We start from the raw sequence: 26,047 nt of genomic DNA on the forward strand, positions 1-26,047 counted from the left end.
GCTCACCCTCCGACGCGGACGATCCGGTGCCGCCGCTCGACCTGGATCCGCCCGGTACCGCTGTCTGGCCGCCTCCGCGCGCCGCCGGCCCGCCGGCTTCCGACCTTCCGGCCGCCGGTCCGCTCCCGACCGACATGCCCGCACCCAGCCTGCCGGCGCCGCCCCCGCCCGCCCCGGGCCCGCTCACCCCGGGCCCGCTCGCTTCGGGTCCGATCGCGCCGGGTGTGCAAGCTCCGGGTCGGCTCAGCCTGGGTGTGCAAGCTTCGGGACCGATCGGTCCGGGTTCGATCGGCCCGGGACCACTCATCTCCGGAGCGGCTGCGCCGGCCGGCCCCGAGTCGCGTCCGAATCCGCCCGGCGGCCGGCTTCCGCTGGTCGGGCCGGCGCCGATCGGACTGCACCTGTCCGGTTCGCCGCCGATCCGGCCGGGCACCACTACCCACGATCCGGACGGCCCGGCAGGAGCCGCCCACGGCCCGGCGAGGTCGCCAGCGGCCGCGCCTGGCCCGGCAGGCCCGGCAGGCATCACCCACGATCCGGCAGACGCCGCCCACGGCCCGGCCGAGGTGGAAGCGCGGCCGGGCCGGCACTCCGCCTCGGAGAGTCTGACGGCGCGCCTCGCCGACCTGACCGGCGGGATCAGCGTCCGGCTGCGCGACGCGGCGCGGACCGGGCTGAGTCGGACGCCCGACCCGGCCCGGCCCTCGGTCGATGCCCCGGTCACCCGGGTCGCGGCGGCCCGGGCCCGGCGTCGACGCCGGCGCGCCGTGTTGGCAGCGGTGGCCGTGACCGGGCTGGTGACGGCGCTGGCGTACGCGGTCCGGTCGCCCGCGTCACCCCCGCGGGAGACCGCGCCGGTGGCGGCACCGACTGTGCAGGCACCCGGCGATCGGGCGCCGGTCGCGCCGGTCACCGGCGACCCGGTCTCGCCCGGCGGGCCGCTGCTCGACGTGGACCTGGCACCGCTGCCGGGGTCGTTGTCGCTCACCGACCTCGGTACGCGGGACTGGCGGCACTGGGGCGGTACCGGCGCGGACAGCTTCCACCGCAAGGCGGGCGGCAGCGGCGAGATCCAGGACCCGGGTGGCGAGCGGCTGGAGCACAACGCGGGCGCCTGTGACCTGCAGTGGACCGACGGCACGCCGACGGCGCGTCAGGAGGGCGCCCGGGCGGGTGTCTTCCAGCGCGGCGCCGGGAAGAGCTTCACGCTCGGCGTGACCGGGAGCGGGGATCTGCGTACGGTCCGGCTGTTCGTCGGCACCTTCTCGGCCGGTGCGCGGCTCGACCTGTCGCTGTCCAGTGGGGGCGACCCCGCCGTCCGCGAGGTCGCCCTCGCCGCGGGCGACCGCTTCTACCAGTACGTCATCCGCTTCCGGGCGGCCCCGGGGGAGCGGCTGCTGATCAGGTGGCAGGCCCTGACCGTGACCGGCGGCCAGAACGACGGGGTGGCGCTGCAGGCGATCACGGTAGGCTGAGCGGCCGGTCCGGCGAGCGGTCGCCAGGTAACGAACTGGAAACGCCCGTCACTCGACATATGGCGCAAAGGGCCATGCGGTGACACCGTGAAGCCCGTCGCACACCTGTCGTATCCGGCGGTGTCGTGACCGAAGTGGAGGGTGTGGTGGGCCAGGAGGACCGTCCGCGTACCGGCCCCGGCTCACACCGGCACGGCCTGCCGCGTACCCGGTCCGCGTTGCGCCGGCTGCGCCGCCGGCGTCGGCTGATGCTCGAAGGGCTGGCCGCCCTACTCTGCCTGGCGGCGCTGGCCGTCTACCTGGGCGTCGAACGGCACGACGCGCCGCGCGAGGAGCACGCCGGAGTGCCGGTGGCACCGCCCGGGCGGGTCGGGCTGCCGAACGAGGCCGACGACACGGTGGTCAACCCGGGCTTGCGTCCCCGGCAGCGGCCGCCGTCGCCGAGCCCGTCGCCGTCCACGCAGTCACCGTCACCGACGCCCGCGCTCCCGCCGACCGTCACCGTGACCCGCGCCGAGGTTCCCGCCACCGTCGACCTCACCGCCGCCGGGCCCACCGACTGGGTCCACTGGGGGCTCACCGGCGCCGACCGGACGGTCCGCAAGCGCGGTGGCTCCGGCGAGATCCGCGACGAGGGCGGCCGGGGGCGGCGGGAGAGCTTCAGCAACAACCCCGAGGCGTACGCGTGGCGTGACGGCAACCCGGTCGCGTCGGCGAGCGGCACCATGTCCGGCCTCTACACCTGCCATCGGGGCAGCGGGTTCAACCTGTCGGTGGCCGCTGACGGGCAGCAGCGCACGGTGCGTCTGTACGCCGGACTCTGGATGGCCCGGGGCCGCCTCGACGTGCGCGTCTCCAGCGGCGGCCCGGTGACCACGCTCCGGATGGAGGATCCGCACACGGCGCTCACCGCCGAGTTCACGATCAAGTTCCGTGCCTCGCGTGGCGCGCGGCTGCTGATGAGCTGGACGGTGGAGGAGTCGCTGGGCGACTGCGGCAACGTCAGCCTGCAGGCGGTGGCGCTGCGCTGAGCGGGGACAGTTTGTCCGTCGCGTACCCGGCCGGGCGTCGTACGTTTCCGTTGTCCCGTCCGACCATCCTCTGTGGAGGCCCGACCGATGACCGGCCCTGCCCCCGTCGTCCCCGCCCGCCCGCGCACCGACTGTGACGTGCTGCGCGAGATCCCGATGCCGCCGTACGTGACGGTCGAGGACGTCCAGTTCGCGGTGCGGGCGGTGGTGGTGCACGCTCCGCGGGCCTGGTCGGGCGGGACCATCTGCCGCAACGACGCCAGCCCGCACCCGTGCCGCCTGCACGTGTGGGGCCGCCGGGTGCTCACCCTGCGCGGACTGCCGTCGGCGGAGATCGACGCGCTGGTCGAGCGCGGCGACCCCGCCGCCGACCCGCGTCCGTACCGCCCCGGCGCCTGAGCACCGGGGCGGCCGGGCCGGTCAGCAGAGCGCGGGCTTCACCCAGGAGCACTCTCGCCCCTCCGGTACGCGCGGCGACTCCGGCGCGACCGGCACGGCCCGCCGAGCGGTCGCCGTCTCCTTCTCGGTGTACGAGGCGAGCGCGATGGCGATCTGGTCCTCCAGCCCCTTCACCGACGAGGTGAGGTAGTTGTTCAGCACGATCGAGAACGCGAGCAGCCGTCCGTCGGCGTCGGTGACGTAGCCGGAGAGCGCCGACGCGCCGGTCAGGCTGCCGGTCTTGGCGTGCACGTTGTTCGCGGCGGCGGTGCCGCCCATCCGGCTGCGCAGCGTCCCGCCCACGAACCGGTCCGGGTTGCCGGCCACCGGCAGCGCGGCGTACCAGGTGTCGAACCACGGTTCGGCGCGGACCGCCGAGAGCAGCGTGACGAACTGGGCCGGCGGGACGAGATTGCGCCGGGACAGGCCGGACCCGTCGCGCTGGCGCAGCGTGCCGGTGTCCACTCCGGCGTCACCCACGTACCCGCTGATCGCGGACAGCCCGGCGGCCCAGGTGCCGGCCCCGGACAGCTGTCGGCCCAGTTCCTTGGTGAGCACCTCGGCGTGACCGTTGTTGGAGAGCTTGAGGAACGGCACCATCAGGTCGGCCAGCGGCATCGAGTCGTGCCGGGCGAGCGGCTTGGCCGTGTCCGGGGTGGCGGTGCCGAGCACGGTCCGGCCGAGCACCCGTACGCCGTGCCGCCGCAGCGCGGAGCGGAACACGTCGGCGGCGTACCCGGTCGGTTCCCACACGGTCACCCAGTCGCTCTCGGCGGCCTGGCCGACCGCGATCTGGCCGGTCACCACCACCGTGTTGCCGCCGTGCTCACGTTCGAAGGAGATGGTGGTCTCGCCGTCGGCGACCGTCTCGGCCCGGTTGTCGATCCGCAGCCAGCCGTTGTCCGGGGTCATGGAGATCTTCGGCCGTGCGCCGGCCCGTGTGCCGGGGGTGGCGTGCACGATCACGGTGCCCGCGTCGTAATCGGTGTCCGGGGCGACCGTCAGCGCGGACACCTGCGCGGCGTAGTAGTAGGGCTCGTCGTCCCAGGTCCAGTCCGGACCGAGCCGGCCCCTGTCGTAGCGGGTGTCGTCGGCGACCAGATCGCCCGCGACCACGCGTACACCCGCCGCGGCGACCTGCTGCGCGAGGCGGTCGTAGTCGGCGGCGAGGATGGTGGGGTCGCCGCCGCCACGCAGGTAGAGGTCACCGGAGAGCATCCCGGCGCGGCGCGTCCCGTCGGCGCTGACCTCGGTGGTGAAGCGGTGACCCGGGCCGAGGAGTTCCATCGCCGCCGCCGAGGTGAGCAGCTTGGTGTTGGAGGCGGGGATGAGCCGCCGGGTGCCGTTGCGGTCGTAGAGCGTACGGCCGGTGGTGGTGTCGACGACCACCACGCCCGCCTGCGCCCCGTCGAGCCGGCTGTCGGCGAGGACCGCGTCGATTGTGGCGTTCAGCCGGGTCTGCGCGGGGGTGGGCGCTTCGGCGGTGGCGGTGGTGGTGCCGGCGGCGGCCGCGGTGGCGACCAGCGCCAGCACCGCGAGCGCCCGGGGGAATAGGCGTCGATGCATGGAAGGATGCTGCCACGGAGATTTCCTGCGGGAAAGGCTCCGGAGCGAAAGGTTATTTGCGGCTGCCGACGCCGGCACCGCAAACCCCTCGGTGTTCCCGGTACGGACCGGGGAAAACACCTGTTCACCGGGGAGCGGCCGATCGCCGGGTTCCGTTTGACGGATGACCTGGCAGCGGGCACGGTGGGGGTGAGGGCCGGGGAACCGCCCTGCTTCCAGCGCGGCGGGACCGTGTCTCGCCCGCTTCCGGGTCGCGAGCCGACCGCGTGGGCCGTGTCGCCCGCGAAACCCGACATCCAGCCATGAGGAGTTCAGCCATGCTGACCATGACCGACAACGCCGTCCTGGTGATCCGCGACCTCGCCGCCCAGCAGGACGTCGCCGACGCGGGCGGGCTGCGCATCGCCGCCGACACCGACGCCGGTTCGCTCTCGATCGAGCTGGTGCCGCAGCCGGTGCAGGGCGACCAGGTGGTGGACACCGAGGGGGCGCGCATCTTCCTCGACTCGGACGCGGCCGAGCTGCTCAACGACACGTCTGTGGACGCGGTCGTCGACGAGGAGGGCGTGGTCCAGTTCGGGTTCACCGAGAAGGAGTGAGCTCAGCCGGCCCGCTGGTCCGGTTCCGGCCGGACCAGCGCGGCCAGCACGTGCGCCAGATGGTGTGAGGTGCTCCACGCGATCCAGTTGGCCGGTGAGCCCGCGCCCGCACCCCGCCGGGCCCGCCGGACGATCTCGTGGTCGCCCCAGGAGAAGCCGGCCCCGGCCGGTGACCAGTGCGGCGCTGTGGTGAGCGTGCGGCACAGGTCGGCGAAGCGATCGTCGCCCCGCCCGCCCCGCCGCGACCAGCGGTACACCCACCACGCGTCGTCGGCGGCCCAGCGCAGCGTCGGGGTCCGGTCGCCCGGCTCGTCCGCGTCCCGTACCGCGCAGCAGACGCCGTAGTCGCCGTATCCGAGGCCCAGGTCGGCCAGGCGCCGCCAGAGCGACCAGTCGTAGCGGTCCAGCCGCACCGGTTCGTCCACCGGCAGCTGGGACAGCGACGGAGGCATTCCGCCCGCGGCCACCGTGACCGAGCGCCAGGCGTGCCGCCGAGCCCAGTGCGCCGCCCGCCGGACCCGTGGCTCGGCCAGCCGCACGTCGGCCTGGCAGCACACGTCCCCCGCGTCGAGCAGCAGATCGCACTGCTCGGGCAGCAGCCCGGTCACCCGCCACACCCGTTCCGCCGCCGCCGTCGCGGCGTCCGGTCCGGCCCGGTCCGGGCCGACCCGCAACCGGACCACCGCGTGGTGCGCCCAGGCCCGGGCCGCCGCGCCGTGCGCGGCCAGCCGCCGGTCACTGTCCGCGAGACCGATGACCGGCACCAGCGGTACGCCCCAGCGGGCCGGATCGTGGTCCGCGCCGTCCGGCAGCGCCGACACGTCGACGGCGGGCAGCAGGCCGTCGGGCAGCCGATTCAGCGCATCCACGATGGACGGCGCGTCGGCCGGAACGTCGAGGATCGGTGCGAGCAGCGCGGCGGAGGCGTCGTCGAGCCGGGTCAGCGCCTCCAGTTCCCCGCGCCGCGCGGCAAGCACCGGGCGGTAGGCCGGAGGTCGACCTCGGAGCGGCGGCACCATACTTCAATGTAGCCAGACGACTGCGCTGCGTCATGGTTTCCGGTCGGCTCCGGTTCCGGGAGCAGGCATCGCAGGGGTCGGTGGAGGGAACCCCGTAGTCGATCGTCAGGGCGACGTTTCCGCAGCTCAGAGCCGTCCACTGTCAATGATCGGACAGTCCTCCGGCTGGTTGCCGGGCGCTTCGCCGACATAGCGTCGGAATCACCGAGGGGGACCGCCGACGATCGCCCGGAAGTGTACGAACGCCTCCTGCCGGCGTACCGGCGGGAGAGAGGATCACCATGCCGAGCCGCAGGGCAAGGAGGGAAACCACCGGCCAGCCGATCCCGAGCATGCGGGATGCCGCGCGCGCCGACACCGAGATCAACTCGTGTTCACCGGTCGGGTTACCGCCGACCGCGCGCATGCTGTTCGCCGTTGTCGACGCCAACGGGCGGCTCGTCCGGGGCCTCGGCGCCACCTCGGCCACCCGGCTCGCCGCCGGGATGTACCAGGTCGCGTTCGACCAGGACGTGGCCGGGGCGGCGTACGTCGGGACGGTCGGCCCGGCGACGGCGAGCGGGCTGGTACCGCAAGGCGTCATCACGGTGGCGCCACGCTCGGGCATCGCCAACGCGGTGTTCGTCGAGACGCACGGCGCGAGCGGGCACGCGGACCGCCCGTTCCACCTGGCCGTGCTGGCCTGACCGGACCCGCGAACGAGCGCACGGCGCCGCACGACCTCCGGTCGTAACGTCGCCGCGCTCCGGCCGTCTCCCACCACCGCAGCCGTACGGCGGTACGCCGGCGGGGACCTGGCTCGACCGGTCCAGCCCGCACCGGTCTTGTCGGCAGCACATGCCCCTTCTCCGGGCATCCAAACCGGATCGGCGTGGGGAATTCCACCATCTGCGACTCCCGGCGTGGCGGGCGCGTGATCGGGGTATGAGCGGGCCATGGAGCATTTCACGATCGCGACAGTCGCCGAGAAGAGTCCCGACTTCCGCCGCGTGCTCTGGACCGGAGAGCACACCCAGCTGGTCATCATGACCATTCCGCCGGGCGGCGAGATCGGCGAGGAGGTCCACGAGGGCATCGACCAGATCCTCACGTTCGTCAGCGGCACCGGCGAGGCGCGGGTGGCCGGGGAGAAGAAGGAGGTCGTCTCCGGCGACCTGGTGGTCGTACCGGCCGGCACGAAGCACAACTTCGTCAACACCGGGCCGAACCCGCTGGTGCTCTACACCGTCTACGGCCCGCCGGAGCACGCCGACGGCGCGGTGCACAAGACGAAGGAGGAGGCGGACGCCGCCGAGGAGGCGGGCGAGGACGAGCCGCCCACCTCCTGACCGCACGTCTCGAGCGGGGCGCCACGATCTCGCCTGTCAGACGGGCGCCCCGCTGTGCACCAGCCCCGGATACTTGACGCCGGCCCCGGTGTTCAGCACCACCACGCGCTCACCGGGCCGGATCCACCCGCCCGCGCGCAGGTGCCGGGCGGCGGTCAGGCAGGCCGCGCCCTCCGGGCAGAGCAGCAGCCCCTCCCGGGCGGCGAAGTCGCGCAGGTCGGTGAGGATCTCGGCGTCGTCCACCGCGATCGCGGTGCCGGCGCTCTCCCGCAGCGCGGACAGGATCAGCTCGTCGCCGAGCGGCGCGGGTACGGTGATGCCGAACGCGACGGTGTGGGCGTCCTCCCACGGGGTGACGCGCTCCTCGCCGGCCGCGAACGCCCGCACGATCGGCGCGCACCCGGTGGACTGCACCGCGACCAGCCGGGGCAGCCGGTCCTCCACCCAGCCCAGCTCGCGCAACTCGTGCAGCGCCTTGTGGATGCCGATCAGCCCGACGCCACCGCCGGTCGGATAGACGATCACGTCGGGCACCTGCCAGCCGAGCTGCTCGACGATCTCGTACCCCATTGTCTTCTTGCCTTCGAGGCGGTACGGCTCGCGCAGCGTGCCGGCGTCGAAGATCCCGCCGTCCGACCCGGCGATCAGCTCGGCGACGTCCCGGCCCGCGTCGTTTATCAGGCCGTCGATCAGCCGCAGGTCGGCGCCCGCGGCGAGGCACTCCTCGCGGCAGATCGTCGGCGCGGCCAGCGGCATGGCGATCGTCGCGCCGATCCCGGCCCGCGCCGCGTACGTGGCCCAGGCCGCTCCCGCGTTGCCGTTCGTGGGCATGGCGATCCGCCGCACGCCCAGCTCCCGGGCCCGGCTCACGCCCACCGACGCGCCGCGCGCCTTGAACGAACCGGTCGGCGTCAGCCCCTCGTCCTTGACGATCAGATCCGCGATGCCGATCTCGTGGCCGTACGCCGGCGCGCGCCACATCGGCGTCCAGCCCTCGCCCAGCGTGGTCACGCACCGGGGGTCGGCCACCGGCAGCAGTTCCCGGTAACGCCACAGGTCGGCCGGGCGCAGCCCGAACTGCTCCGGCGCGACGGTGGCGGCCACCGCGGCGAGGTCGTAGCGGGCCAGCAGCGGCGAGCCGCAGCCGCAGAGGTTCTGCAACACGTCGGCCGGGTGTTCACTGCCGCAGCGCGGGCACTCCAGGTGCGTCAGGTGCACGGTGGTCCTCAGCTCGCGTCGATGCTCAGCCAGTGCCGGCTGCGCCGGCCCGGCTCGTACGGGGAGTCGAGGCGTTTCGCCACCACTCCCGGGAGCCCCTGCTCACGGGCGGCCCGTAGGGCGTCCGCGCCGACTCCCGGGAACCACGGCGGAGTCTGCCAGTGCGGACCCGTGAGCGCCAGGCCGTCGAGCAGGTCACGGCGTTGCGCGTACGGCACGTCGAGGCTGGACACGCCCTCCAGCCAGAGCAGGTCGACGGCGAGGAACTGACCGTCGCGCCGGGTCGGCGGACGGACCCGCCCGGCCGGGTCGATCCGGACCAGCACGCCGTCGAGCACCGCCTCGGCCGGGGCCAGCGCCTCGGCCATCGCCCGTGCCCAGGGGTACGACCCGCTGACGTCGGTGTCGTCGCCGTCGAGCAGCCGCAGCCGGCCGCCCGAGACGTACGCCATCGCGCGCACGCCCGCCCAGCGCAGCTCGTACCCCCAGGCGGCGGCGTCGCGCGGCAGCCGCCCGCCCTCGGCGGGGAGCATCGGGCGGACCAGCTCGGGCATCGGCGTCCAGCCCTCCGGTGCCGGGTCGGTGCGCCTGATCATCCAGTCCCGGCCCCGCCCGCCGGTGGCGAACAGGACGTACCGGCCCTTCGTGCGCTCGCCGTCGAGCACCACGATCACCTCGTCGTCGCGCCACTTCTCCGCGCGGTAGGTGCCGGTGTCGTGCACTGTCATCCGCCCGCCGCCGTACTCCCCGGCCGGGATCTCCCCGTGGAACGTCAGGTACTCCATCGGGTGGTCCTCGGTGTGCACCGCCAGGTGGTTGCGGCCCGGGTCGCGCGGCAGGCCGCGCGGCACCGCCCAGGAGGCGAGCACGCCGTCGTGCTCCAGGCGCAGGTCCCAGTGCAGGCTCCGGGCGTGGTGCTGCTGGATGACGAAGCGGGGGGCGCGCCGCGCGGACCGTTTCCGGCCGGCAGCCCGCTCGGGCACCGGTTCCGGGGTACGCGCGGCGTCCCGTTTCCGCCGGTACTCCTCCAGCCGGTCCGCCATCCCCGCATCCTCCCCCAGACCCGCCGTACGCGCCGGGATGCCGGTGTGTGTGCGGCCAACCGGGGTAGAACGGGGGACATGGACAGCGACCAGCCCACCCTTCCGCTCACCGGCGACGTCCGGATCCCGCTGCTCGGCTTCGGCACGTGGCAGGCCACCGGCGAGGCCGGGTACCAGGCGGTGCTCGCCGCGCTGGACGCCGGCTACCGGCACATCGACACGGCCACCATGTACGGCAACGAGAAGGAGGTCGGGCGGGCGGTGAAGGAGAGCGGTCTGCGCCGCGAGGACGTCTTCATCACCACCAAACTGCCGCCGGACCGGGTGGGCCGGGAGCGGGAGACCATCGAGGCCAGCCTGGCCGCCTTGGACACCGACTACGTCGACCTGTGGCTGGTGCACTGGCCGCCGTCCGCGCCGGGCGACAGCATCCCGGTGTGGCGGGAGATGCTCGCCGCGCGGGACGAGAACATGGCGCGCACGGTCGGGGTGAGCAACTACTCGATCGGGCAGATCGACGAGCTGATCCAGGCCACCGAGGAGACGCCCGCGGTCAACCAGATCCGCTGGAGCCCGTCGCTGTACGACAGGCACACGCACGCCGCCCACCGGGACCGGGGCGTGGCGCTGGAGGGGTACAGCCCGTTCAAGGCCAGTGACCTGTCCGACCCGGTGCTGGTCCGCATCGCCCAGGCGCACGACGTGTCACCGGCCCAGGTGGTGCTGCGCTGGCACATCGACCACGAGATCGTGGTCATCCCGAAGTCGGTCACGCCGGAGCGCATCCGGGCCAACGTCGACGTGTTCGGGTTCTCGCTCACCGCCGAGGAGATGCGCGACGTCGACGCACTCGCCGGCTGAGGCGTACCGGGGAAGGGGGCGCGGTCCGTCGCGGACCGCGCCCCCTTCTCGTGTGCGGTGGTCAGCCCCGGGCGCAGGTGGAGCCGTTGAGCGTGAAGCTGCTCGGCGCGGAGTAGCTGCCGTTCAGCGTCGCCTGGTAGCCGAAGCTGGTGGACGCCCCGGGCGCCAGCGTGCCGTTGTAGCCGGCGTTGCGGGCGGTCACCGCCGAGCCGCTCTGGCTCACGGTGGCGTTCCACGCGTTGGTGACGGTCTGCCCGGAGGGCAGGTTGTAGTTGAGCGTCCAGCCGTTGATCGTGCCGGAGCCGGTGTTCTTGACGGTCACGTCGGCGGTGAAGCCGTTGTTCCAGACGTTCGCCGCCTTGTAGGTGACGGTGCAGGACGCGCCGCCGGACGGCGGAGGCGTGGTCGGCGCGGACGTGGTCGGCGGCGGGTTGGAACCGGTGTTGACGCTCTGCGAGAACGAGTTCACCGCCAGTCCGACGCCGCCCTGCCACGGCTCGAACCCGGCCTGGATGCTGGTCAGGTACCAGTCGTTCGTGATCGCGCCCCGGTTGCGGGTGTCGTTGATGAACGCCATCGCGTCGAAGCTGAAGCTGGGGATGGCGGACGGCGACAGGTACGAGATGACGTTGTTGGAGCCGTTGCTGCCGCGCCAGACCTCCCAGGTGCGGCCGGCGATGCTGGCGGTGCCGACCGGCGAGCCGATGGGCTGGATCGAGCCCTGCCGGTTGAGCCAGATCATGATCTCCATCTGGTTCACGCCGTCGCGCTTGGGCGACGGGTCGAGCCAGATGTCGTACGACGCGTTGAAGATCGCGCCGCTGACGTAGTTGTAGCTGATGCTGGACGGGGCGCTGCTGATGTTCTTCACCTGCACCGGCAGGTTCGTGCCGGGCGAGCAGTTGGTGTAGTGGCAGCCCACGAAGATCGACGGGTACGCGACCGGCGCCCCGTTGGTCGGCGCGGAGCCGTCCGCCCGGGTGATCGAGAAGCCGGTCGAGGTGACGTTGATGCACTGCTGGGCACTGGTGCCCCAGCGGTTGTTCTGCACCACGTACTTGCCGCCGATGGTGGTCGAGCCGTACTGCTCGCAGATCTGGGTGTCGGCGGAGGCGGTGCCGCCGAGCGCGACGGCGACGAGGGTGCCGGCGGCGAGCAGTCCGGCCGCCGCGAGGGCCCTGAGTGGACGCTTCATGATGCTCCTTGGCTCGGCGCGGGGACGGCGCCGGTTCGGTCGGTGGTACGGGCGGGAGCGCTCCCACGATGCACTGCACACATTTACATGTCTCGAATCATTGCGCAAATGCGCCGGGCTCGTTAACGCTCCGCGTCCGGCCGGTGGCGCACGAGAGGACCGCGGCCGCCCCCTTCCCCCAGATGGAGGCGGGATTCCTGCCGGTGGGACGGGGTGCGCCGCCGACCGGCGGCCCGCGCCAGGGCGCACGGGCACTTCCGCCGCCTGGTTGCGGCGAGTAATGTCTTGCCTCCAACGCGTTCCGATCCCCCTCCGGAGGCGTACCCCGTGATGGGTGGTTCCCCCCTGCGCATCCTCGTCGTCGGCGCGGGCATCGCCGGCCTCGCCGTGGCCCGGGCGCTGCGCCTGGCGGGGTTCCGGCCCGACGTCACCGAACGGCTGCCACCCACCGAGACGATCGAGACCGGCCTCTACCTACCGGGCAACGCCGCCCGGGCGATGCGCCGGCTCGACCTCGACGGGCCGCTGCGCCCGCTCGGCCAGGTGATCCACCGGCAGCGCTTCCTCGACGCCGCCGGGGCGCCGCTGTGCGAGGTCGACCTCGACGCGCTCTGGGCCGGCGTGGGGGAGTGCCGGGCGCTGCCCCGGGCCGAACTGCACCGGGTACTGCTCACCGGTGCCGGCGGCGCGGTGCGCCACGGCGCCGAGGTGAGCACCGTCGACCCGCTGCCCGGGCGGGTCGCCGTCGGCTTCACCGACGGCACCACCGCGGAGTACGACCTGGTCGTCGGCGCTGACGGACCCCGCTCGGCGGTACGGACGCTCGCCGCGCTCGGCGGACCGCCACGCCCCGCCGGGCAGGTGGTCTACCGCGCCCTGGTGCGCGGCGGCCCCCGGATCGCGGACTGGACCGCCCTGCTCGGCCAGCGGGCCGGGTTCCTCGTGGTGCCGCTCGGCGCCGGACGGCTCTACTGCTACGCCGACGAGGCCGGCACCGACCTGCCCGCCGATCCGCTGGCCCGCCTGCACGAGCTGTTCGGCTCCTACGGCGGCCCGGTGCCCGAGGTGCTCGCCGCGCTGGAGAGCGTGTGCGTGGAGCGCACCGAGGAGGTCGAGCTGGGACGCTGGTTCCACGGCCGGGTGCTGCTCGTCGGTGATGCCGCTCACGCGACCGCGCCGACGCTGTCCCAGGGTGCCGCCATGGCGCTGGAGGACGCCGTCGTGCTCGCCGAGTCGCTGCGCGCCGCCGGCAGCGTCGACGCCGCGCTGATCGCGTACGAGAGTCGTCGCCGCCCGCGTACCCGCTGGGTGCGGGACCGGACCCGGGACCGCAACCGCACCCGCGACGTGCCGCCGGCGCTGCGCGACCCGTTGCTGCGCGGACGCGGCGGGCGGATCTTCCGGGAGCACTACCGGCTCCTGACCGGTCCCCTCTAGAGAGCGGGAGATCGTAGCCGCCCACCCCACGCGGCGGGGCCACCTACCGGGGACTATCCTCCCTACGGATGACGGCTGCGCCGATGACCAGCGCGCCGAGCGGGACAACCAGAACCGGAGGCCACTCGTGACCACCGTCGCACCCAAGCCGGTCGTGACCCGGCCCTGGCCGGTCCGCGAGCCGGTCAAGGGGTCGGCCATCGCGCGGCTGCTGCGCACCACGGACGCGAAGCAGATCGGGATCATGTACATGGTCACCGCGTTCGTGTTCTTCATGATCGGTGGCCTGATGGCCCTGATCATGCGTGCCGAACTCGCGCGACCGGGCCTGCAGTTCCTGTCGCCCGAGCAGTACAACCAGCTCTTCACGATGCACGGCACGATCATGCTGCTGTTCTTCGCGACGCCGATCGTGTTCGCCTTCGCGAACTACGTGGTGCCGCTGCAGATCGGCGCGCCGGACGTGTCGTTCCCCCGGCTCAACGCCTTCGCCTACTGGCTGTACCTGTTCGGTGGCACGCTCGCCACCGCGGGCTTCATCGCCCCGGGCGGCGCGGCCGACTTCGGCTGGACCGCGTACACGCCGCTGAGCACCGCCGACCACGCCCCGGGCGTGGGCGCCAACATGTGGGTCGTCGGCCTGGCCATCTCCGGTCTGGGCACGATCCTCGGCGCGGTCAACCTGATCACCACGATCCTGACCCTGCGCGCGCCCGGCATGACCATGTTCCGGATGCCGATCTTCACCTGGAACATGCTGGTCACCAGCCTGCTGGCGATCCTGGTCTTCCCGCTGCTGGCCGCCGCGCTGTTCGCGCTCGCCGCGGACCGCCTGATGGGCGCCCACGTGTACGACCCGGCGACCGGCGGGCCGATGCTGTGGCAGCACCTGTTCTGGTTCTTCGGTCACCCCGAGGTTTACATCATCGCGCTGCCGTTCTTCGGCATCATCAGCGAGATCATCCCGGTGTTCTCCCGGAAGCCGATCTTCGGCTACAAGGGCCTGGTGGCCGCCACCATCGCCATCGCCGCCCTGTCGATGAGCGTCTGGGCGCACCACATGTTCGCCACCGGCCAGGTGCTGCTGCCGTTCTTCAGCTTCCTGAGCTACCTGATCGCCGTGCCCACCGGTATGAAGTTCTTCAACTGGATCGGCACCATGTGGCGGGGCCAGATCACGTTCGAGACGCCGATGCTGTTCTCGATCGGCTTCCTGGTGACCTTCCTCTTCGGTGGTCTCACCGGTGTGCTGCTGGCCAGCCCGCCGCTCGACTTCCACCTGCACGACTCGTACTTCGTGGTGGCGCACTTCCACTACGTACTCTTCGGCACCATCGTGTTCGCGGTGTTCGCCGGCATCTACTTCTGGTTCCCGAAGATGTTCGGCCGGATGCTCGACGAGCGGCTCGGCAAGATCCACTTCTGGCTGACCATGATCGGCTTCCACACCACGTTCCTGGTGCAGCACTGGCTGGGCAACGAGGGCATGCCGCGCCGGTACGCCGACTACCAGGCCGCCGACGGCTTCACCACGCTGAACACGATCTCCACGATCGGCGCGTTCATCACCGGTATCTCGACGCTGCCGTTCATCTGGAACTGCTGGAAGTCGTACAAGACCGGCCCGGTAGTCGAGGTCGACGACCCGTGGGGCCACGGCAACTCGCTCGAGTGGGCCACCAGCTCCCCGCCGCCGCTGCGTAACTTCGACCGCATGCCGCGCATCCGCTCGGAGCGGCCGGCGTTCGACGCGAAGTTCCCCGAGCTGGCCGCCGGGCAGAGCCTGGCCGGTCCGCCGGAGGGTGGTGCCAAGCCGCTGACCAGCGAGGTCAACGGTGGCGCCAGCTACCAGGAGGACACCGCAGGCAACCTCGACCAGCGCTGACGCAGTCCAAGGCCGGGCGCCGCACTCCCCCACGGGGTGCGGCGCCCGCTCTGTTTCTCCCGCCCGTCCCCGCCCGTCCCCGCCCGCCCGTCCCCGCCCGTCCCCGTTGATCATGAAGTTGACGGTGTTCCGTGTCCGATTTGTCGCCGCCAACTTCATGATCGCCGGGGTGGGGGGCGGGGTGCGGCACCAGTTCGGGGGAGTGGTGGTGTCCGGAGCGCCTGGAGCCAGCCACTTCCCCGTACTGGTTTCGCCCCGCCTCGGGGCGCCCCGGTGATCAAGGGGTTTGTGTCGGTTTGGCCTGCATGGGGGGACACCAACTCCTTGGTCAACTTCCGGGAACGTGGGGTTCCGGCCGGGGCCGTCACGCGACGCCAGTACGGGGGAGTGGTGGTGTCCGGAGCGCCGGGACCTAGCCACTTCCCCGTACTGGTTTCGCCCCGCCTCGGGGAGTTGATCACGCGGGGTGGGGTGGGTGGAGGCGGGGGCGGGGCCCGGGGGCTAGCGGGACGCCAGGGCCAGGTCGGGGTCCGGGGTCGGGGTGAGGGCCGGGGTGCGGCGGTGGCGCAGCTCTATCGGGAGCACCGCCAGCGCCACCAGCGCGCCGATCGCGCCCGTGACCACGAAGCCCCACGCGGGCGCGGAGGCGTCGATGACCGCGCCGGCCAGCGGTGCGCCGAGCGCGATGCCGACCGTCACGGCGGAACCGTGCAGGCCCATCGCCAGACCCCGGACGGAGGACGGGGCCAGCCGGCTCACCGCGTCGGAGGTGGACGCGATGGTGGGGGCGCAGAGCGCACCGGCCGGGATCAGCGCCAGACACAGCAGCCACCAGTGCGACCCGCCCAGCCCGACCGGGATGGTGGTGAGGCTCAGCGCCGCCATCAGCGCCAGCGGGGAGAACGAGCGGCGTACCGCGCCGTAGGCGAAGCCGCCGGCCAGCGAGGCGACCGCCCAGGCGGCCAGCACGGCGCCGGTCCAGCCGACCTCGCCTCCCTCCCTGAGCACGGCGACCACCGCGACGTCGGTGCCGCCGAGCACCAGGGTGGCGGCGAGGCTGACCGCCAGGACGGCGAGCAGGCGCGGGGTGAGCCATTCGCGGCGGTGCACCGGGCGCGGCGGAGCGGCCGGTTCGTCGGCGGCCCGGATCGGCGGGTCGAGCACCCAGAAGCAGATGCCGGAGGCGACGATCCCGGCGCCGACTGCCCAGAGCGTCAGGCGCGGCGTGACGGCGGTGGCCAGGGCCACGGCGAGCGCCGGGCCGACCATGAACGACAGCTCCACGGCCATCGAGTCCAGCGCGTACGCGGGGCGGCGCTTCTCCACCGGCACCAGCGCGGCGATCGACTGGCGGACCATCGAGAAGATCGGCAGGGCGAGCAGCCCGGCGAAGAACGCTGCCGGCAGGAGTACCGGGTACGGCAGTGTGGGCGCGGCGGACCAGAACAGCGCCTCGGCGACTGTGGTGAGCACCAGCACCGGCCGGAGCCCTCGGCGGTCGATGAGCCGCCCGAGCAGCGGGGCGCCGACCGCCGCGCCGATCGTCGACGCGGCGCCGACCAGGCCGGCGGCGCCGTAGCCGCGGCCCAGGTCGAGCACCACGTAGAAGGTGAGCGTCACCCCGGTGGCGGTCAGCGGCACACGGGCGAGCACCGACACCAGCAGCAACGATCGGAGACCGGGTAGGGCGAGCGCTTCCCGGTAAGGCTTCAGGTTCACGACGGTCCGTACCTCCGGCGCCATCCTCGGGCCGGGGTACGACACCCGCAAGCAATTATCAGGTCAAGCGGCAGTGATCACAGGCTCGCCCACCATTGTCACCCCGGCGCCGTCCAGCGCCCGCAGCGCGACGTCGAGCGTGTCCGGCGCGACGGCGGCGGTCAGGTCGAGCAGCACCGTGGTCCGGAAGCCCTCCCGGGCGGCGTCCAGTGCGGTCGCGCGCACGCAGTGGTCGGTGGCGATGCCCACCACGTCGACCTGGTCCACGTCGTGCCGCCGCAGCCAGTCGGCCAGGCACTCGCCGTCGGTGGCGTGGCCCTCGAAACCGGAGTACGCGGCCGCGTGCTCGCCCTTGTGGAAGATCGCCTCCACCCGGTCGGTCGCCAACTCGGGGTGGAACTCGGAACCCGTCGTGCCGACCACGCAGTGCCGGGGCCAGGAGTCGACGTAGTCCGGCGGGTCGCCGAAGTGCGCGCCCGGGTCGATGTGGTAGTCCTTCGTCGCGACCACGTGGTCCCACCGGTCCGGCTCGGCGGCGAGCAGCCGGGAGATGCCGGCGGCCACGCCGGCCCCGCCACCGACCGCGAGGGAGCCGCCCTCGCAGAAGTCGTTCTGTACGTCCACGATGATCAGGGCGTTCGCCATCTGACGGGTTCCTCCTCAGCTCGCGGGTACGACGGTCACCGGTACGGCGGGATCCCCGGCGGAGAGCTTGAGCCCCTCCCACGGGATGGAGATCAGGCACTGGCGCAGGTGGTCCCGGGACTCCTCCAGCGTGGGCAGCGTCTCCGGCTCGCCCGACACCACGTACGAGCGCTGGAGCAGCCGGTCGTTCGGCTGCCGGTCCGGTACGCCCTGCGGCACGATGACCTCCTCGGTGGCGGTGCCGGTCGGCTTGTGCCGGCGGACCGCGACCTTCCGGCCGCCGATGGTGGCCTTGTGCTCGGAGCGCTTGACCACCGGCCGCCCCTCCACCTCGACCAGCTTGTAGACCAGGCCGGCGGTGGGCGCTCCGGAGCCGGTCACCACGGCGGTGCCGGCGCCGTACATGTCGACCGGTTCGGCGGCGAGCGCGGCGATGGCGTACTCGTCGAGATCGCCGGAGACGATGATCTTCGTCTCGGTGGCGCCGAGCGAGTCGAGCAGCTCCCGGGACTGCTGGGCGATCACCGCGAGGTCGCCGGAGTCGATCCGGACCGCCCGCAGCTCCGGCCCGGCCACCGCGATCGCGTTGCGGATGCCCTGGGCGATGTCGTACGTGTCGACGAGCAGCGTGGTGTCCTTGCCCAGCGTGGCGACCTGGGAGGCGAACGCCGCCCGCTCGTCGTCGTGCAGCAGCGTGAAGGCGTGCGCGGCGGTGCCCGCGGTGGGGATGCCGTAGCGCTGCCCGGCGGCCAGGTTGGAGGTGAACCGGAACCCGGCCAGGTACGCGGACCGCGCCGCTGCGACGGCGGCCTCCTCGTGCGCCCGGCGGGAGCCCATCTCGATCAGCGCCCGGCCCCGGGCCGCGGTGACCATCCGAGCCGCGGCGGCGGCGACCGCGCAGTCGTGGTTGAGCACCGACAGTACGAGCGTCTCCAGCACCACGCACTCGGCGAACGTGCCGGACACGGTGAGGATCGGCGAGCCGGGGAAGAACAACTCGCCCTCGGCGTAGCCGTCGATGTCGCCGGTGAACCGGTAGTCGGCCAGCCACTGCGCGGCCGGCTCGTCCACCACACCGGTACGGCGCAGGAAGTCGATCTCCGCCGGATCGAACCGGAAGTCGCGGATCATCTCGATCAGGCGGCCGGTTCCGGCGACCACGCCGTACCGGCGCCCGGCCGGCAGCCGCCGGCTGAACACCTCGAAGACGCAGCGTCGGTCGGCCGTGCCGTCACGCAGGGCCGCGCTGACCATGGTCAGCTCGTAGTGGTCGGTCAGCAGCGCGGGACGAAGGGTGCTCACCGCCCCAGCCTAGAGTTCAGCCCGGGTCCACGCCGTCGTGCCCCGGCATGGACCGCAGTGCGGCCCGCAACTCGCCGCGCCCGGCGACGCCGAGCTTGCTGTAGACGCGCTGGAGATGGTTCTCCACCGTGCGGGTCGACAGGAACAGCCGCTCGGCGATGGCGCGGCTGGTCACGCCGTCTGCGGCCAGCCGGGCGATCTCCCACTCCCGCTCGCTGAGCGCCGGGCGCAGCAGCCGCAGCGCCGGGGTGGAGATCTCGTCGCAGCGGCGCAGCAGATCCGCGAGGCGTTCCCGGATCGGCCCGGTGGCGCCGGCCCGGACGTGTCGCGTCCGATGCAGGGCCAGGGCGGTCGCCTCGGCCGCGTACACGATCAGCTCCCGGTCGGCGAAGCCGTCGGCGACCGCGAGCAGCGCGTCCGGCGAGCCGTCGACAGCGGCCCGGCCGAACCGGGCGACGAGCGGCGGCAGGACGCCGTCGACCTGCTCGGAGAGTTCGGCCAGGCGTTGCGCCACGGTACGCCGGCCACCGTCGGTGCAGGTCGGCCCGACCGGCGCGGCGGCCTGGTCCAGCCGGACCAGGTCGAGCAGGACGAGCAGCTCGTGCCCGGCCAGGCCGTCCTCGCGCAGCCGGTCGGCGAGCGCGCACAGGTGCTTGGTGGCCGCCGGCAGGTCACCCGTGGCGGCCTGGACCGCGCCCCGGGCCTGCTCCAGCCACGGGTAGAGCACGGCCATACCGGGCGCGTGCGTCCGGTCCGCCTCGGCCATCGCGTCGGCCGCGTGCGTCACGTCCCCGCGCAGCGCGGCGGCCTGGGCGCGCTCCGCGTGCGCGAGGCCCGCGTACACCCGGCTGGTGGCGAGCACCGCGCACGCCTCCAGGCTGGTCCGCAGCGCCTCGTCGCCACGCCCGCGCAGCCGCGCCGCGTACGCCTGGAGGATGGCCAGGTAGCCGGTGCCGAGCCGGAAGTCACCGGCCCCGGCCAGGTCGGCGAACTCGTCGGCGACGATCGCGTCGATGCCGGGCAGGTCGCCGGAGAGCGTCAGCCGGGTGCCCCGGGCCAGCTCCATGGCGAGCTGGAGGTAGGGCATGTCGGCCCGCCAGCACGCCGCCTCGGCCTGCACCCGGGCGATCGCTGTGGCGCTGCGCTGGTATTGCCCCTGCGCGGCCTGGAGGTGGGCGAGCGTGCAGCGGGCCAGCTCCCGGGCGGCCATCGGGGCGGCGGGCCGGTCCAGCACCTCCTGGGCCAGCCGTACCGCGACGTCGACGTCGAGCCGGTGCAGCCGCATGATGGCCTCGAACGCGCGTACCCGGGCCCGGTCGGCGGGGTCGCTCAGCTCCTCGCCGCGCGCGGCGATCTCCTCCACCGTGGACTCGCGGTTGAGCCCCCAGTAGCTGACCATGCCCCGCACGGTCAGCCACCGGCTGCGCCGCCGGTCGTCGTGGATCTCGCCGGCGACCTGGTCGAGCACGCCGATCGCCTCGTCCGGGCGGTCGCCGAACATGAGGATGGTGGCGAGCAGCTCGGCCGCGTCCGTGCCGCCGCCGGCCTCAAGCGCCGCGCGGGCCAGCCGGGTGGCAAGCGGCACGTCGTACCTGCCGAACGCCTGCACCGCCGCTTCGAGCAGCAGGGCCACGTCCTGCGCCGTACCCGAGTCGAGCCGCCACACCGCGACGCGCAGCAGGTCCTCCCGGCGGCGCTTGCCGACCTGTTCCAGCAGCCCGGCCAGGGTGGCCTGGAGCCGGCGGGTGCGGCTGACCGGGCAGTGCCGGCGCATCACCTCGCCGTAGAGCGGGTGCGCCAGCCGGACGTTGAGCCGCCGGTCGTCGTGGACCAGCGCGATGAGCCCGCGTTCCTCGGCCGTCTCCACGTCCGCCGGGTCGACCGCCCGTTCCAGCAGTTGCAGGCCCAGCGGCTCGCCGAAGGCGACAAGCTCGACGACCGCCCGGACGCCGGGGGTGAGCTGGCCGATCCGGGTGTCGATCAGCTCGGTGAGGTTGGGCGCCAGCTCCAGCCGGCCGGTCCAGGTCCAGAGCCCGTACCTGCGGTCCAGCGCGTCGTCGGCGGCGAGCACCAGCTCCCGCAGCAGCAGCGGGTTGCCGGCGGAGAGCTGGAACAGCCGGTCCGAGGAGCAGGCGTCGACCGGGCCGCCCAGGATGGCGGCGAGCAGCCCCGAGGTCTCGGTGCGGCACAGCGGGCCGAGCTCGACCAGGTCGGCCAGGTCGTCGGTCCAGAGTGCCCGGATCGGCAGCGGGACCTGTTCGCCGTTGCGCAGCGTCCCGATCACATACGCGTTCTCCGAGCGGGCGACCAGGTGCACGAGCGCCGCCGAGGGCGGATCGAGCAGATGCGCGTCGTCGACGGCGAGCACGATGGGCCGGCCGGCTGCCTGTTCCTGGAGCACGTCCAGGGCCCAGCGCAGGATTCCGGCGGGGGACAGGCCCTGCGGCTGCGAGGCGGGCAGCACCTGGACCAGCCCGCCGAACGGCAGCGCGGCAGTGGTGGCGCTGGCCGCGATGGACCAGATCGCGTACCGCTCGGGGGAGAGCGCGGCCACCCCTTCGCGCAGCAGCCGGCTCTTGCCGACCCCGGCGTCGCCGCCGAAGAGCAAACCGCGCCCCTCGGGGCCGCCGACCGCCGACAGCAGACGGTTGAGTTCATCAGTACGGCCGACGAACTCCCACCTACTCATCGATGCAGCATATCGACCGTGTTCCGTCCGCGTGCGTATCGTCACGCAGTGAAGTTGAGTAATCTGTTCATTACCCGTGAGTACCGGAGTTGTTGGCTGTCGGATGGCCGACACCCGTACTCTTCCGGCAGTCCCCGTACCCAGGGAAGATCCGCGACCGGCACCCCGGTCGCCCGACCGGGAGGCCCACCTGATGACACCGGGTCCGCTCCCTTCGGTCGACGTGCCCGACCCGCGCCGTCAGGCCGAGCCCTCCTCCGGAAGTGCCCCGCTGCCGACCCGGCTCGGTGTGACAGCGCCCGGTCCGGACGAGCCGATGGCGGTGGTCGTCGCCGGTCCGGCCGGCGCGAACCGACGCGAGCTGATCGCCGGCCTGCTCGGGATCGAGGCCGCGACGCTCGCCGTGCCGCCGGGGAGCAACCTGCTGATCCAGCACGCCGCCACCGCCACCCGCGCCGCGTACGTCCCGGGCTACCGCCAGCCGCACTCCTACGGCGCCGACCCGCTCGCGGCCGGCCCGGCGCTGGCCCGGCCGCCCCGCCGGGTCGAGCTGAGCCTGCCCGATCCGCTGCTGCGGCACTTCGCGGTGGTCGACACGCCTGATACCGGCACGCTCGGTGTGGCCGGCGGCCGGGTGCTGCGCGACGCCGTCGGCCGGGCCGGCGCGCTGCTCTTCGTGATCTCCGCCGACCAGGCGTTCAGCGCGGCCGAGCTGCACCTGCTGGCCGAGGTGGTGCGTACCCGGGTCGAGGTGTTCTTCGCCGTCACGCCCGGCGTGACCGGCCCGGCGCCGGACGACGACGCGCGGGCCCAGGACCGGACGGCGTCCGGCCGGGCCGGGTCCGCCCGCCCGCTCGACCCGGTCTCGGTCTCCATCGAGGCGCACCGCGCCGCGCTGCTGGCCGCCGTGCCGGCGCTCGCCCCGGCCCGGTGGTTCCCGGCCCGCCGCGCCGAGCTGCCGAACCTGCGCCGAGCGCTGGTGAACTGGGCCGCCGACGAGGTGCGGCGGCGCGGCAGCGCCCACCCGCCGGTGCCGGTCGGCGGGCACGGCCGGGTGCCGGTGCTCACCGGTGTCGAGCCGGGTGAGCTGGCCGACGGGATCGACCGCCAGGCCCGCGCCTGCGCCCGCCGGATCCGTCAGCACCTCGCCCTGGAGCTGGCGAACATCCACCTGCGGGTGGTGCAGGAGATCGTCTTCGGGGTCGGCTGCGCCGGCCTGCCGCAGATGCTCGACCGGGAGCTGGAGGCCCTGTCGCTGCTCGCCACCACGCAGTGCGACGAGGCCGTGCGGGGCCTGGTCGACGAGGCCGCCGCCCGGGTCTTCGGCGCGCCGCTGGCAGAGGGCGTACGCCGGCGGATCATCCACGCGGTGCGCTTGGGCCTGGCGGACCACCCGGACGCCCCCGAGCTGGACCGGGTGCTCCTGGTCACCAGCACGGCCGGGGTCGCCGGGCTGACCGGCGCGGGCGCCCTGGACGCGCTGGCCGGGCTGCCCGGCGCCCAGCGGGACGAGGTGCTCCCGCCGGTCGGCGTCGCCCTCAACGGCGGCTGCTGGCAGCACTGGCGGGCACCGGGCAACGACGACCCGAACGCCGCCCGTTCCTGGGCCCAGCGCGCGCTGCGCGAGGTCGAGCTCGAACTGTCCCGCGAGGTGTCCCGCCGCTTCGAGGTGATCCGTCTCTCGCTCGGCGGGGTGCTCGCCGATGCGGTCGACCACGGCATCCTGCTTGCCTGACCACGGCGCGGGCACACCGCGACCCGGGCTCGCGTACGCCGCCCGGGCGGGTGACGACGACCGCCGCGCCGTTCCGGTTCATCGGTTCCCCGGATCCGGTGGCACGATGGGGGGCATGGCGGCTCCACAGGTTGCGCCGGTCGAGACGCCGGACACCGAAGAGGTGCCGGTCTCCGACCGGCCGTGGGTGACCATCGTCTGGGACGATCCGGTCAACCTGATGACGTACGTGACCTGGGTGTTCCAGAAGCTCTTCGGGTACAGCCGGGAGAAGGCGGAGCGGCTCATGCTGGACGTGCACCACAAGGGCAAGGCCGTGGTCTCCAGCGGCGCGCGGGAGCGGATGGAGCACGACGCGGCGCAGCTGCACGCGTACGGCCTCTGGGCGACGGTGGACAGGTCATGAGCATGTTCCGCCGCCGGGGCGACCACTACGTGGCCACGTTCGCGGTCGACGAGGTCCGGGTCCTGCGCAAGGTCGCAGGCGAGGTGGTCGGCCTGCTGACCGACGGCTTCGACCACGGCGATCCGGTGGTCGGGCGGCTGTTTCCCGACGCCTACCCGGACGACGACGCCGGCACCGCCGAGTTCCGCCGCTACACCGAGGGCGACCTGAAGACCGGCAAGATCGACCAGGCGGGCGCCGTGCTCGCCGCGCTGCCCGACGGAGACGCCGGCGGCGAGGTGCGGCTGGACGCGGAGGCGGCCGAGGCGTGGCTGCGGGCGCTGAACGACGCCCGGCTGGCGATGGGCGTACGCCTGGAGATCAAGGACGGCACCGACCTGGGTGAGGAGCTCGACGACGCGGTCGCCGCGGACCCGGGCTCGTCCCGGGTGTTCCAACTGTCGGTCTACGCCTATCTCGGATATCTCCAGGAATCCCTGCTCAACGCGCTCATCGACTGAGTGGTGACGGTCGCCACCTCGCCGCCCGGCCGGGCCAGGGGCTAGGCTTGGCGGCGTGCTGAGCATCGACCGGTCGATCATCGACGCGATCGTCGCCCACGCGCGTCGGGACCACCCGGACGAGGCGTGCGGCGTGGTCGCCGGCCCCGTCGGCAGCGACACCCCGACCCGGCACATCCCGATGGACAACGCCGCCCGCTCCATGACGTTCTACGAGTTCGACTCGATGGAGCAGTTGCGGGTGTGGCGCGAGATGGACGACCGCGACGAGGAACCGGTCGTCATCTACCACTCGCACACCGCGACGGAGGCCTACCCGTCACGTACGGACGTCTCCTTCGCCGGCGAGCCGGGCGCGCACTACCTGCTCGTCTCGACCCGCGAGCCCGACACCGAGGAGATCCGCTCCTTCCGGATCGTCGACGGCGTGGTCACCGAGGAACCGGTGGAGATCGTGGACGCCGCCGTGGACCCGAACGCCGTCCAGTCCTACATGTTCGGGCAGAGCCCGGCGACGGTCGACTACGAGTGTTCCGGCCGCTGACCTTCAGCGCCGGCACCTTCCTTTTCCCGTCACCTGGCACGATCCCGAACGAGGAGCACGAGACATCATGGCCATCGAGGTTCGTATCCCCACCATCCTGCGCAGCTACACCGGCGGCGCGAAGGTCGTCGAGGGCAGCGGCGACACGCTCGCCGACCTGATCGCCGACCTGGACTCCCGGCACGGCGGCCTGAAGGCCCGCCTGGTCACCGACGCGGGCGCGCTGCACCGGTTCGTCAACGTCTACGTCAACGACGAGGACGTCCGCTTCCTCGGCGCGCTCGACGCCAAGCTCAACGACGGCGACAGCGTGACCATCCTGCCGGCCGTGGCCGGTGGCGCGTTCGGCTTCGCGGCCGCCGCGGCGATCGCCTCGCACGCGGTCTCCACGCGCGCCGCCCGCTGAGGGGGCCCGCGATGGCGCGGTACGAAAGCCTCCTCGACGCCTGCGGCGGCACGCCGCTGGTCGGGTTGCCCCGGCTCTCGCCGACGGTCCCGGCCGGGGCGCCGCCGGTGCGGCTCTGGGCCAAGCTGGAGGACCGGAACCCGACCGGCAGCATCAAGGACCGCGCGGCCCTGTTCATGGTGCGCGCGGCCGAGGAGTCCGGTCGGCTGCGTCCGGGTGACACGATCCTGGAGCCGACGAGCGGCAACACCGGCATCTCGCTGGCGATGGTGGCGAAGCTGCGCGGCTACCGGCTGGTCTGCGTGATGCCGGAGAACGTCTCCACCGAGCGGGTGCAACTGCTCCGCATGTACGGCGCGGAGATCATCTTCTCGCCCGCCGCGGGCGGCTCGAACCAGGCGGTCGCGACCGCGAAGCAGATCTCCGCCGAGCACCCGGACTGGGTGATGCTCTACCAGTACGGCAACGAGGCGAACGCCCGGGCGCACTACGAGACGACCGGGCCGGAGCTGCTCCAGGACCTGCCGGGCATCACCCACTTCGTGGCCGGGCTGGGCACCACCGGCACGCTCATGGGCACCGGGCGCTACCTGCGGGAGAAGGTCGAGGGCATCCAGATCGTGGCGGCCGAGCCGCGCTACGGCGAGCTGGTCTACGGTCTGCGCAACATCGACGAGGGTTACGTGCCCGAGCTGTACGACGCCGGGGTGCTGTCCCGCCGGTTCTCCGTGGGCACCCGGGACGCGGTGCTGCGTACCCGGCAGCTCGTCGAGGTGGAGGGCATCTTCGCCGGGTTCTCCACCGGCGCCATCCTGCACGCCGCGCTCGCGGTGGCGCACGAGGCGGTCCGCGACGGCCGCGGCGCGGACGTGGCGTTCGTGGTCTGCGACGGCGGCTGGAAGTACCTCTCGACCGGCGCGTACGGCGGCACCCTCGCCGACGCGGAGGAGGCCCTGGAGGGTCAGCTCTGGGCCTGACGGACCGATGGCCGGTCCGGCCGGTGGCG

Annotated in this window: 24 protein-coding genes; 15 read left to right on the forward strand and 9 right to left on the reverse strand. The window is 73.3% G+C overall.

The genetic code is table 11. The features are described from left to right. Positions 1-566: 566 nt before the first annotated feature. The 3 genes from IRY44_RS30615 (at position 567) to IRY44_RS06310 (ending at position 2,905) form a co-directional block, all read left to right on the forward strand. Entirely contained in the window at positions 567-1,475 is a 909-nt protein-coding gene (locus IRY44_RS30615; RefSeq protein WP_228531611.1) for a hypothetical protein, read from the forward strand. Positions 1,476-1,600: 125 nt separating this feature from the next. Beyond that, positions 1,601-2,506, forward strand: a complete 906-nt coding sequence (locus IRY44_RS06305; RefSeq protein WP_269696219.1) for a hypothetical protein — start codon at positions 1,601-1,603, stop codon at positions 2,504-2,506. Between the two features lie 87 nt (positions 2,507-2,593). Next, entirely contained in the window at positions 2,594-2,905 is a 312-nt protein-coding gene (locus tag IRY44_RS06310; protein ID WP_194799530.1) for a hypothetical protein, read from the forward strand. A gap of 21 nt (positions 2,906-2,926) precedes the next feature. On the opposite strand, the gene dacB is transcribed toward IRY44_RS06310, so the two are convergent. After that, the gene (gene dacB / locus IRY44_RS06315; protein WP_194799531.1) at positions 2,927-4,510 is read right to left on the reverse strand and encodes a D-alanyl-D-alanine carboxypeptidase/D-alanyl-D-alanine-endopeptidase; all 1,584 of its coding nucleotides are present in this window, start codon (positions 4,508-4,510) and stop codon (positions 2,927-2,929) included. 317 nt (positions 4,511-4,827) lie between these two features. On the opposite strand from dacB, the gene IRY44_RS06320 reads away from it, so the two are divergent. After that, positions 4,828-5,109, forward strand: coding sequence for an iron-sulfur cluster biosynthesis family protein (locus IRY44_RS06320; protein WP_047894073.1), 282 nt, complete (start codon positions 4,828-4,830; stop codon positions 5,107-5,109). A gap of 2 nt (positions 5,110-5,111) precedes the next feature. Here the strand turns inward: IRY44_RS06320 and IRY44_RS06325 are convergent, their stop codons facing one another. Beyond that, positions 5,112-6,128: a beta family protein gene (locus tag IRY44_RS06325; RefSeq protein WP_194799532.1), complete on the reverse strand. Its 1,017-nt coding sequence runs from the start codon at positions 6,126-6,128 to the stop codon at positions 5,112-5,114. Positions 6,129-6,532: 404 nt separating this feature from the next. Here IRY44_RS06325 and IRY44_RS06330 point away from each other — a divergent pair, with 404 nt between their 5' ends. Both IRY44_RS06330 and IRY44_RS06335 read left to right on the forward strand, forming a co-directional pair. Then, positions 6,533-6,814, forward strand: a complete 282-nt coding sequence (locus IRY44_RS06330; protein WP_228531612.1) for a hypothetical protein — start codon at positions 6,533-6,535, stop codon at positions 6,812-6,814. A gap of 249 nt (positions 6,815-7,063) precedes the next feature. Further along, on the forward strand, positions 7,064-7,456 hold the full coding sequence (locus IRY44_RS06335) for a cupin domain-containing protein (protein WP_013284343.1): 393 nt from the start codon (positions 7,064-7,066) through the stop codon (positions 7,454-7,456). 36 nt (positions 7,457-7,492) lie between these two features. On the opposite strand, the gene IRY44_RS06340 is transcribed toward IRY44_RS06335, so the two are convergent. After that, positions 7,493-8,674: a threonine synthase gene (locus tag IRY44_RS06340; RefSeq protein WP_194799534.1), complete on the reverse strand. Its 1,182-nt coding sequence runs from the start codon at positions 8,672-8,674 to the stop codon at positions 7,493-7,495. Between the two features lie 8 nt (positions 8,675-8,682). Next, positions 8,683-9,717: a DNA polymerase ligase N-terminal domain-containing protein gene (locus tag IRY44_RS06345; RefSeq protein ID WP_194799535.1), complete on the reverse strand. Its 1,035-nt coding sequence runs from the start codon at positions 9,715-9,717 to the stop codon at positions 8,683-8,685. Between the two features lie 78 nt (positions 9,718-9,795). Here IRY44_RS06345 and IRY44_RS06350 point away from each other — a divergent pair, with 78 nt between their 5' ends. After that, positions 9,796-10,578 carry an aldo/keto reductase gene (locus IRY44_RS06350; RefSeq protein ID WP_194799536.1) on the forward strand — a complete coding sequence of 261 codons (783 nt, stop codon included), beginning with the start codon at positions 9,796-9,798 and terminating at the stop codon, positions 10,576-10,578. Positions 10,579-10,639: 61 nt separating this feature from the next. Here IRY44_RS06350 and IRY44_RS06355 read toward each other — a convergent pair whose 3' ends face one another. Beyond that, complete coding sequence (locus IRY44_RS06355) at positions 10,640-11,773, reverse strand: cellulose binding domain-containing protein (protein ID WP_194799537.1); 1,134 nt, start codon at positions 11,771-11,773, stop codon at positions 10,640-10,642. Between the two features lie 330 nt (positions 11,774-12,103). Here IRY44_RS06355 and IRY44_RS06360 point away from each other — a divergent pair, with 330 nt between their 5' ends. Continuing rightward, positions 12,104-13,210, forward strand: coding sequence for an FAD-dependent monooxygenase (locus IRY44_RS06360; RefSeq protein ID WP_194799538.1), 1,107 nt, complete (start codon positions 12,104-12,106; stop codon positions 13,208-13,210). A gap of 127 nt (positions 13,211-13,337) precedes the next feature. After that, a complete protein-coding gene (ctaD, locus tag IRY44_RS06365) occupies positions 13,338-15,095 on the forward strand; it encodes a cytochrome c oxidase subunit I (protein WP_013284349.1) in 1,758 nt (585 codons plus the stop codon). Positions 15,096-15,596: 501 nt separating this feature from the next. Here the strand turns inward: ctaD and IRY44_RS06370 are convergent. Genes IRY44_RS06370 through IRY44_RS06385 form a run of 4 tightly spaced genes read right to left on the reverse strand, consistent with a single transcriptional unit; the run spans position 15,597 to position 21,450 of the window. After that, a complete protein-coding gene (locus tag IRY44_RS06370) occupies positions 15,597-16,838 on the reverse strand; it encodes an MFS transporter (RefSeq protein ID WP_194799826.1) in 1,242 nt (413 codons plus the stop codon). A gap of 39 nt (positions 16,839-16,877) precedes the next feature. Further along, the gene (locus tag IRY44_RS06375) at positions 16,878-17,459 is read right to left on the reverse strand and encodes an isochorismatase family protein (protein ID WP_194799539.1); all 582 of its coding nucleotides are present in this window, start codon (positions 17,457-17,459) and stop codon (positions 16,878-16,880) included. A 15-nt stretch (positions 17,460-17,474) separates the two neighbouring features. After that, positions 17,475-18,761: a nicotinate phosphoribosyltransferase gene (locus tag IRY44_RS06380; RefSeq protein ID WP_194799540.1), complete on the reverse strand. Its 1,287-nt coding sequence runs from the start codon at positions 18,759-18,761 to the stop codon at positions 17,475-17,477. Positions 18,762-18,777: 16 nt separating this feature from the next. Beyond that, positions 18,778-21,450, reverse strand: coding sequence for a LuxR family transcriptional regulator (locus IRY44_RS06385; protein WP_194799541.1), 2,673 nt, complete (start codon positions 21,448-21,450; stop codon positions 18,778-18,780). Positions 21,451-21,643: 193 nt separating this feature from the next. Between IRY44_RS06385 and IRY44_RS06390 the strand changes: the two genes are divergently transcribed. From IRY44_RS06390 to IRY44_RS06415, 6 genes are all read left to right on the forward strand, one after another. Beyond that, entirely contained in the window at positions 21,644-23,185 is a 1,542-nt protein-coding gene (locus IRY44_RS06390; protein WP_194799542.1) for a hypothetical protein, read from the forward strand. A 115-nt stretch (positions 23,186-23,300) separates the two neighbouring features. After that, positions 23,301-23,591 carry an ATP-dependent Clp protease adapter ClpS gene (clpS, locus tag IRY44_RS06395; RefSeq protein ID WP_018786685.1) on the forward strand — a complete coding sequence of 97 codons (291 nt, stop codon included), beginning with the start codon at positions 23,301-23,303 and terminating at the stop codon, positions 23,589-23,591. Then, positions 23,588-24,091: a DUF2017 domain-containing protein gene (locus tag IRY44_RS06400; protein ID WP_194799543.1), complete on the forward strand. Its 504-nt coding sequence runs from the start codon at positions 23,588-23,590 to the stop codon at positions 24,089-24,091. Before clpS ends, IRY44_RS06400 begins: the two co-directional genes overlap by 4 nt. A 55-nt stretch (positions 24,092-24,146) precedes the next feature. Then, positions 24,147-24,635 (forward strand): Mov34/MPN/PAD-1 family protein, encoded by a 489-nt coding sequence (locus IRY44_RS06405; protein WP_128138201.1) that lies wholly within the window; start codon positions 24,147-24,149, stop codon positions 24,633-24,635. 67 nt (positions 24,636-24,702) lie between these two features. Beyond that, entirely contained in the window at positions 24,703-25,041 is a 339-nt protein-coding gene (locus tag IRY44_RS06410) for a MoaD family protein (protein ID WP_047892373.1), read from the forward strand. Between the two features lie 11 nt (positions 25,042-25,052). Next, positions 25,053-26,018 carry a PLP-dependent cysteine synthase family protein gene (locus IRY44_RS06415; RefSeq protein WP_194799544.1) on the forward strand — a complete coding sequence of 322 codons (966 nt, stop codon included), beginning with the start codon at positions 25,053-25,055 and terminating at the stop codon, positions 26,016-26,018. Positions 26,019-26,047 lie beyond the last annotated feature (29 nt).

It is taken from the genome of Micromonospora sp. ANENR4 (assembly GCF_015354395.1).
In the GTDB taxonomy this organism is placed as follows: Bacteria; Actinomycetota; Actinomycetes; order Mycobacteriales; family Micromonosporaceae; genus Micromonospora; species Micromonospora aurantiaca.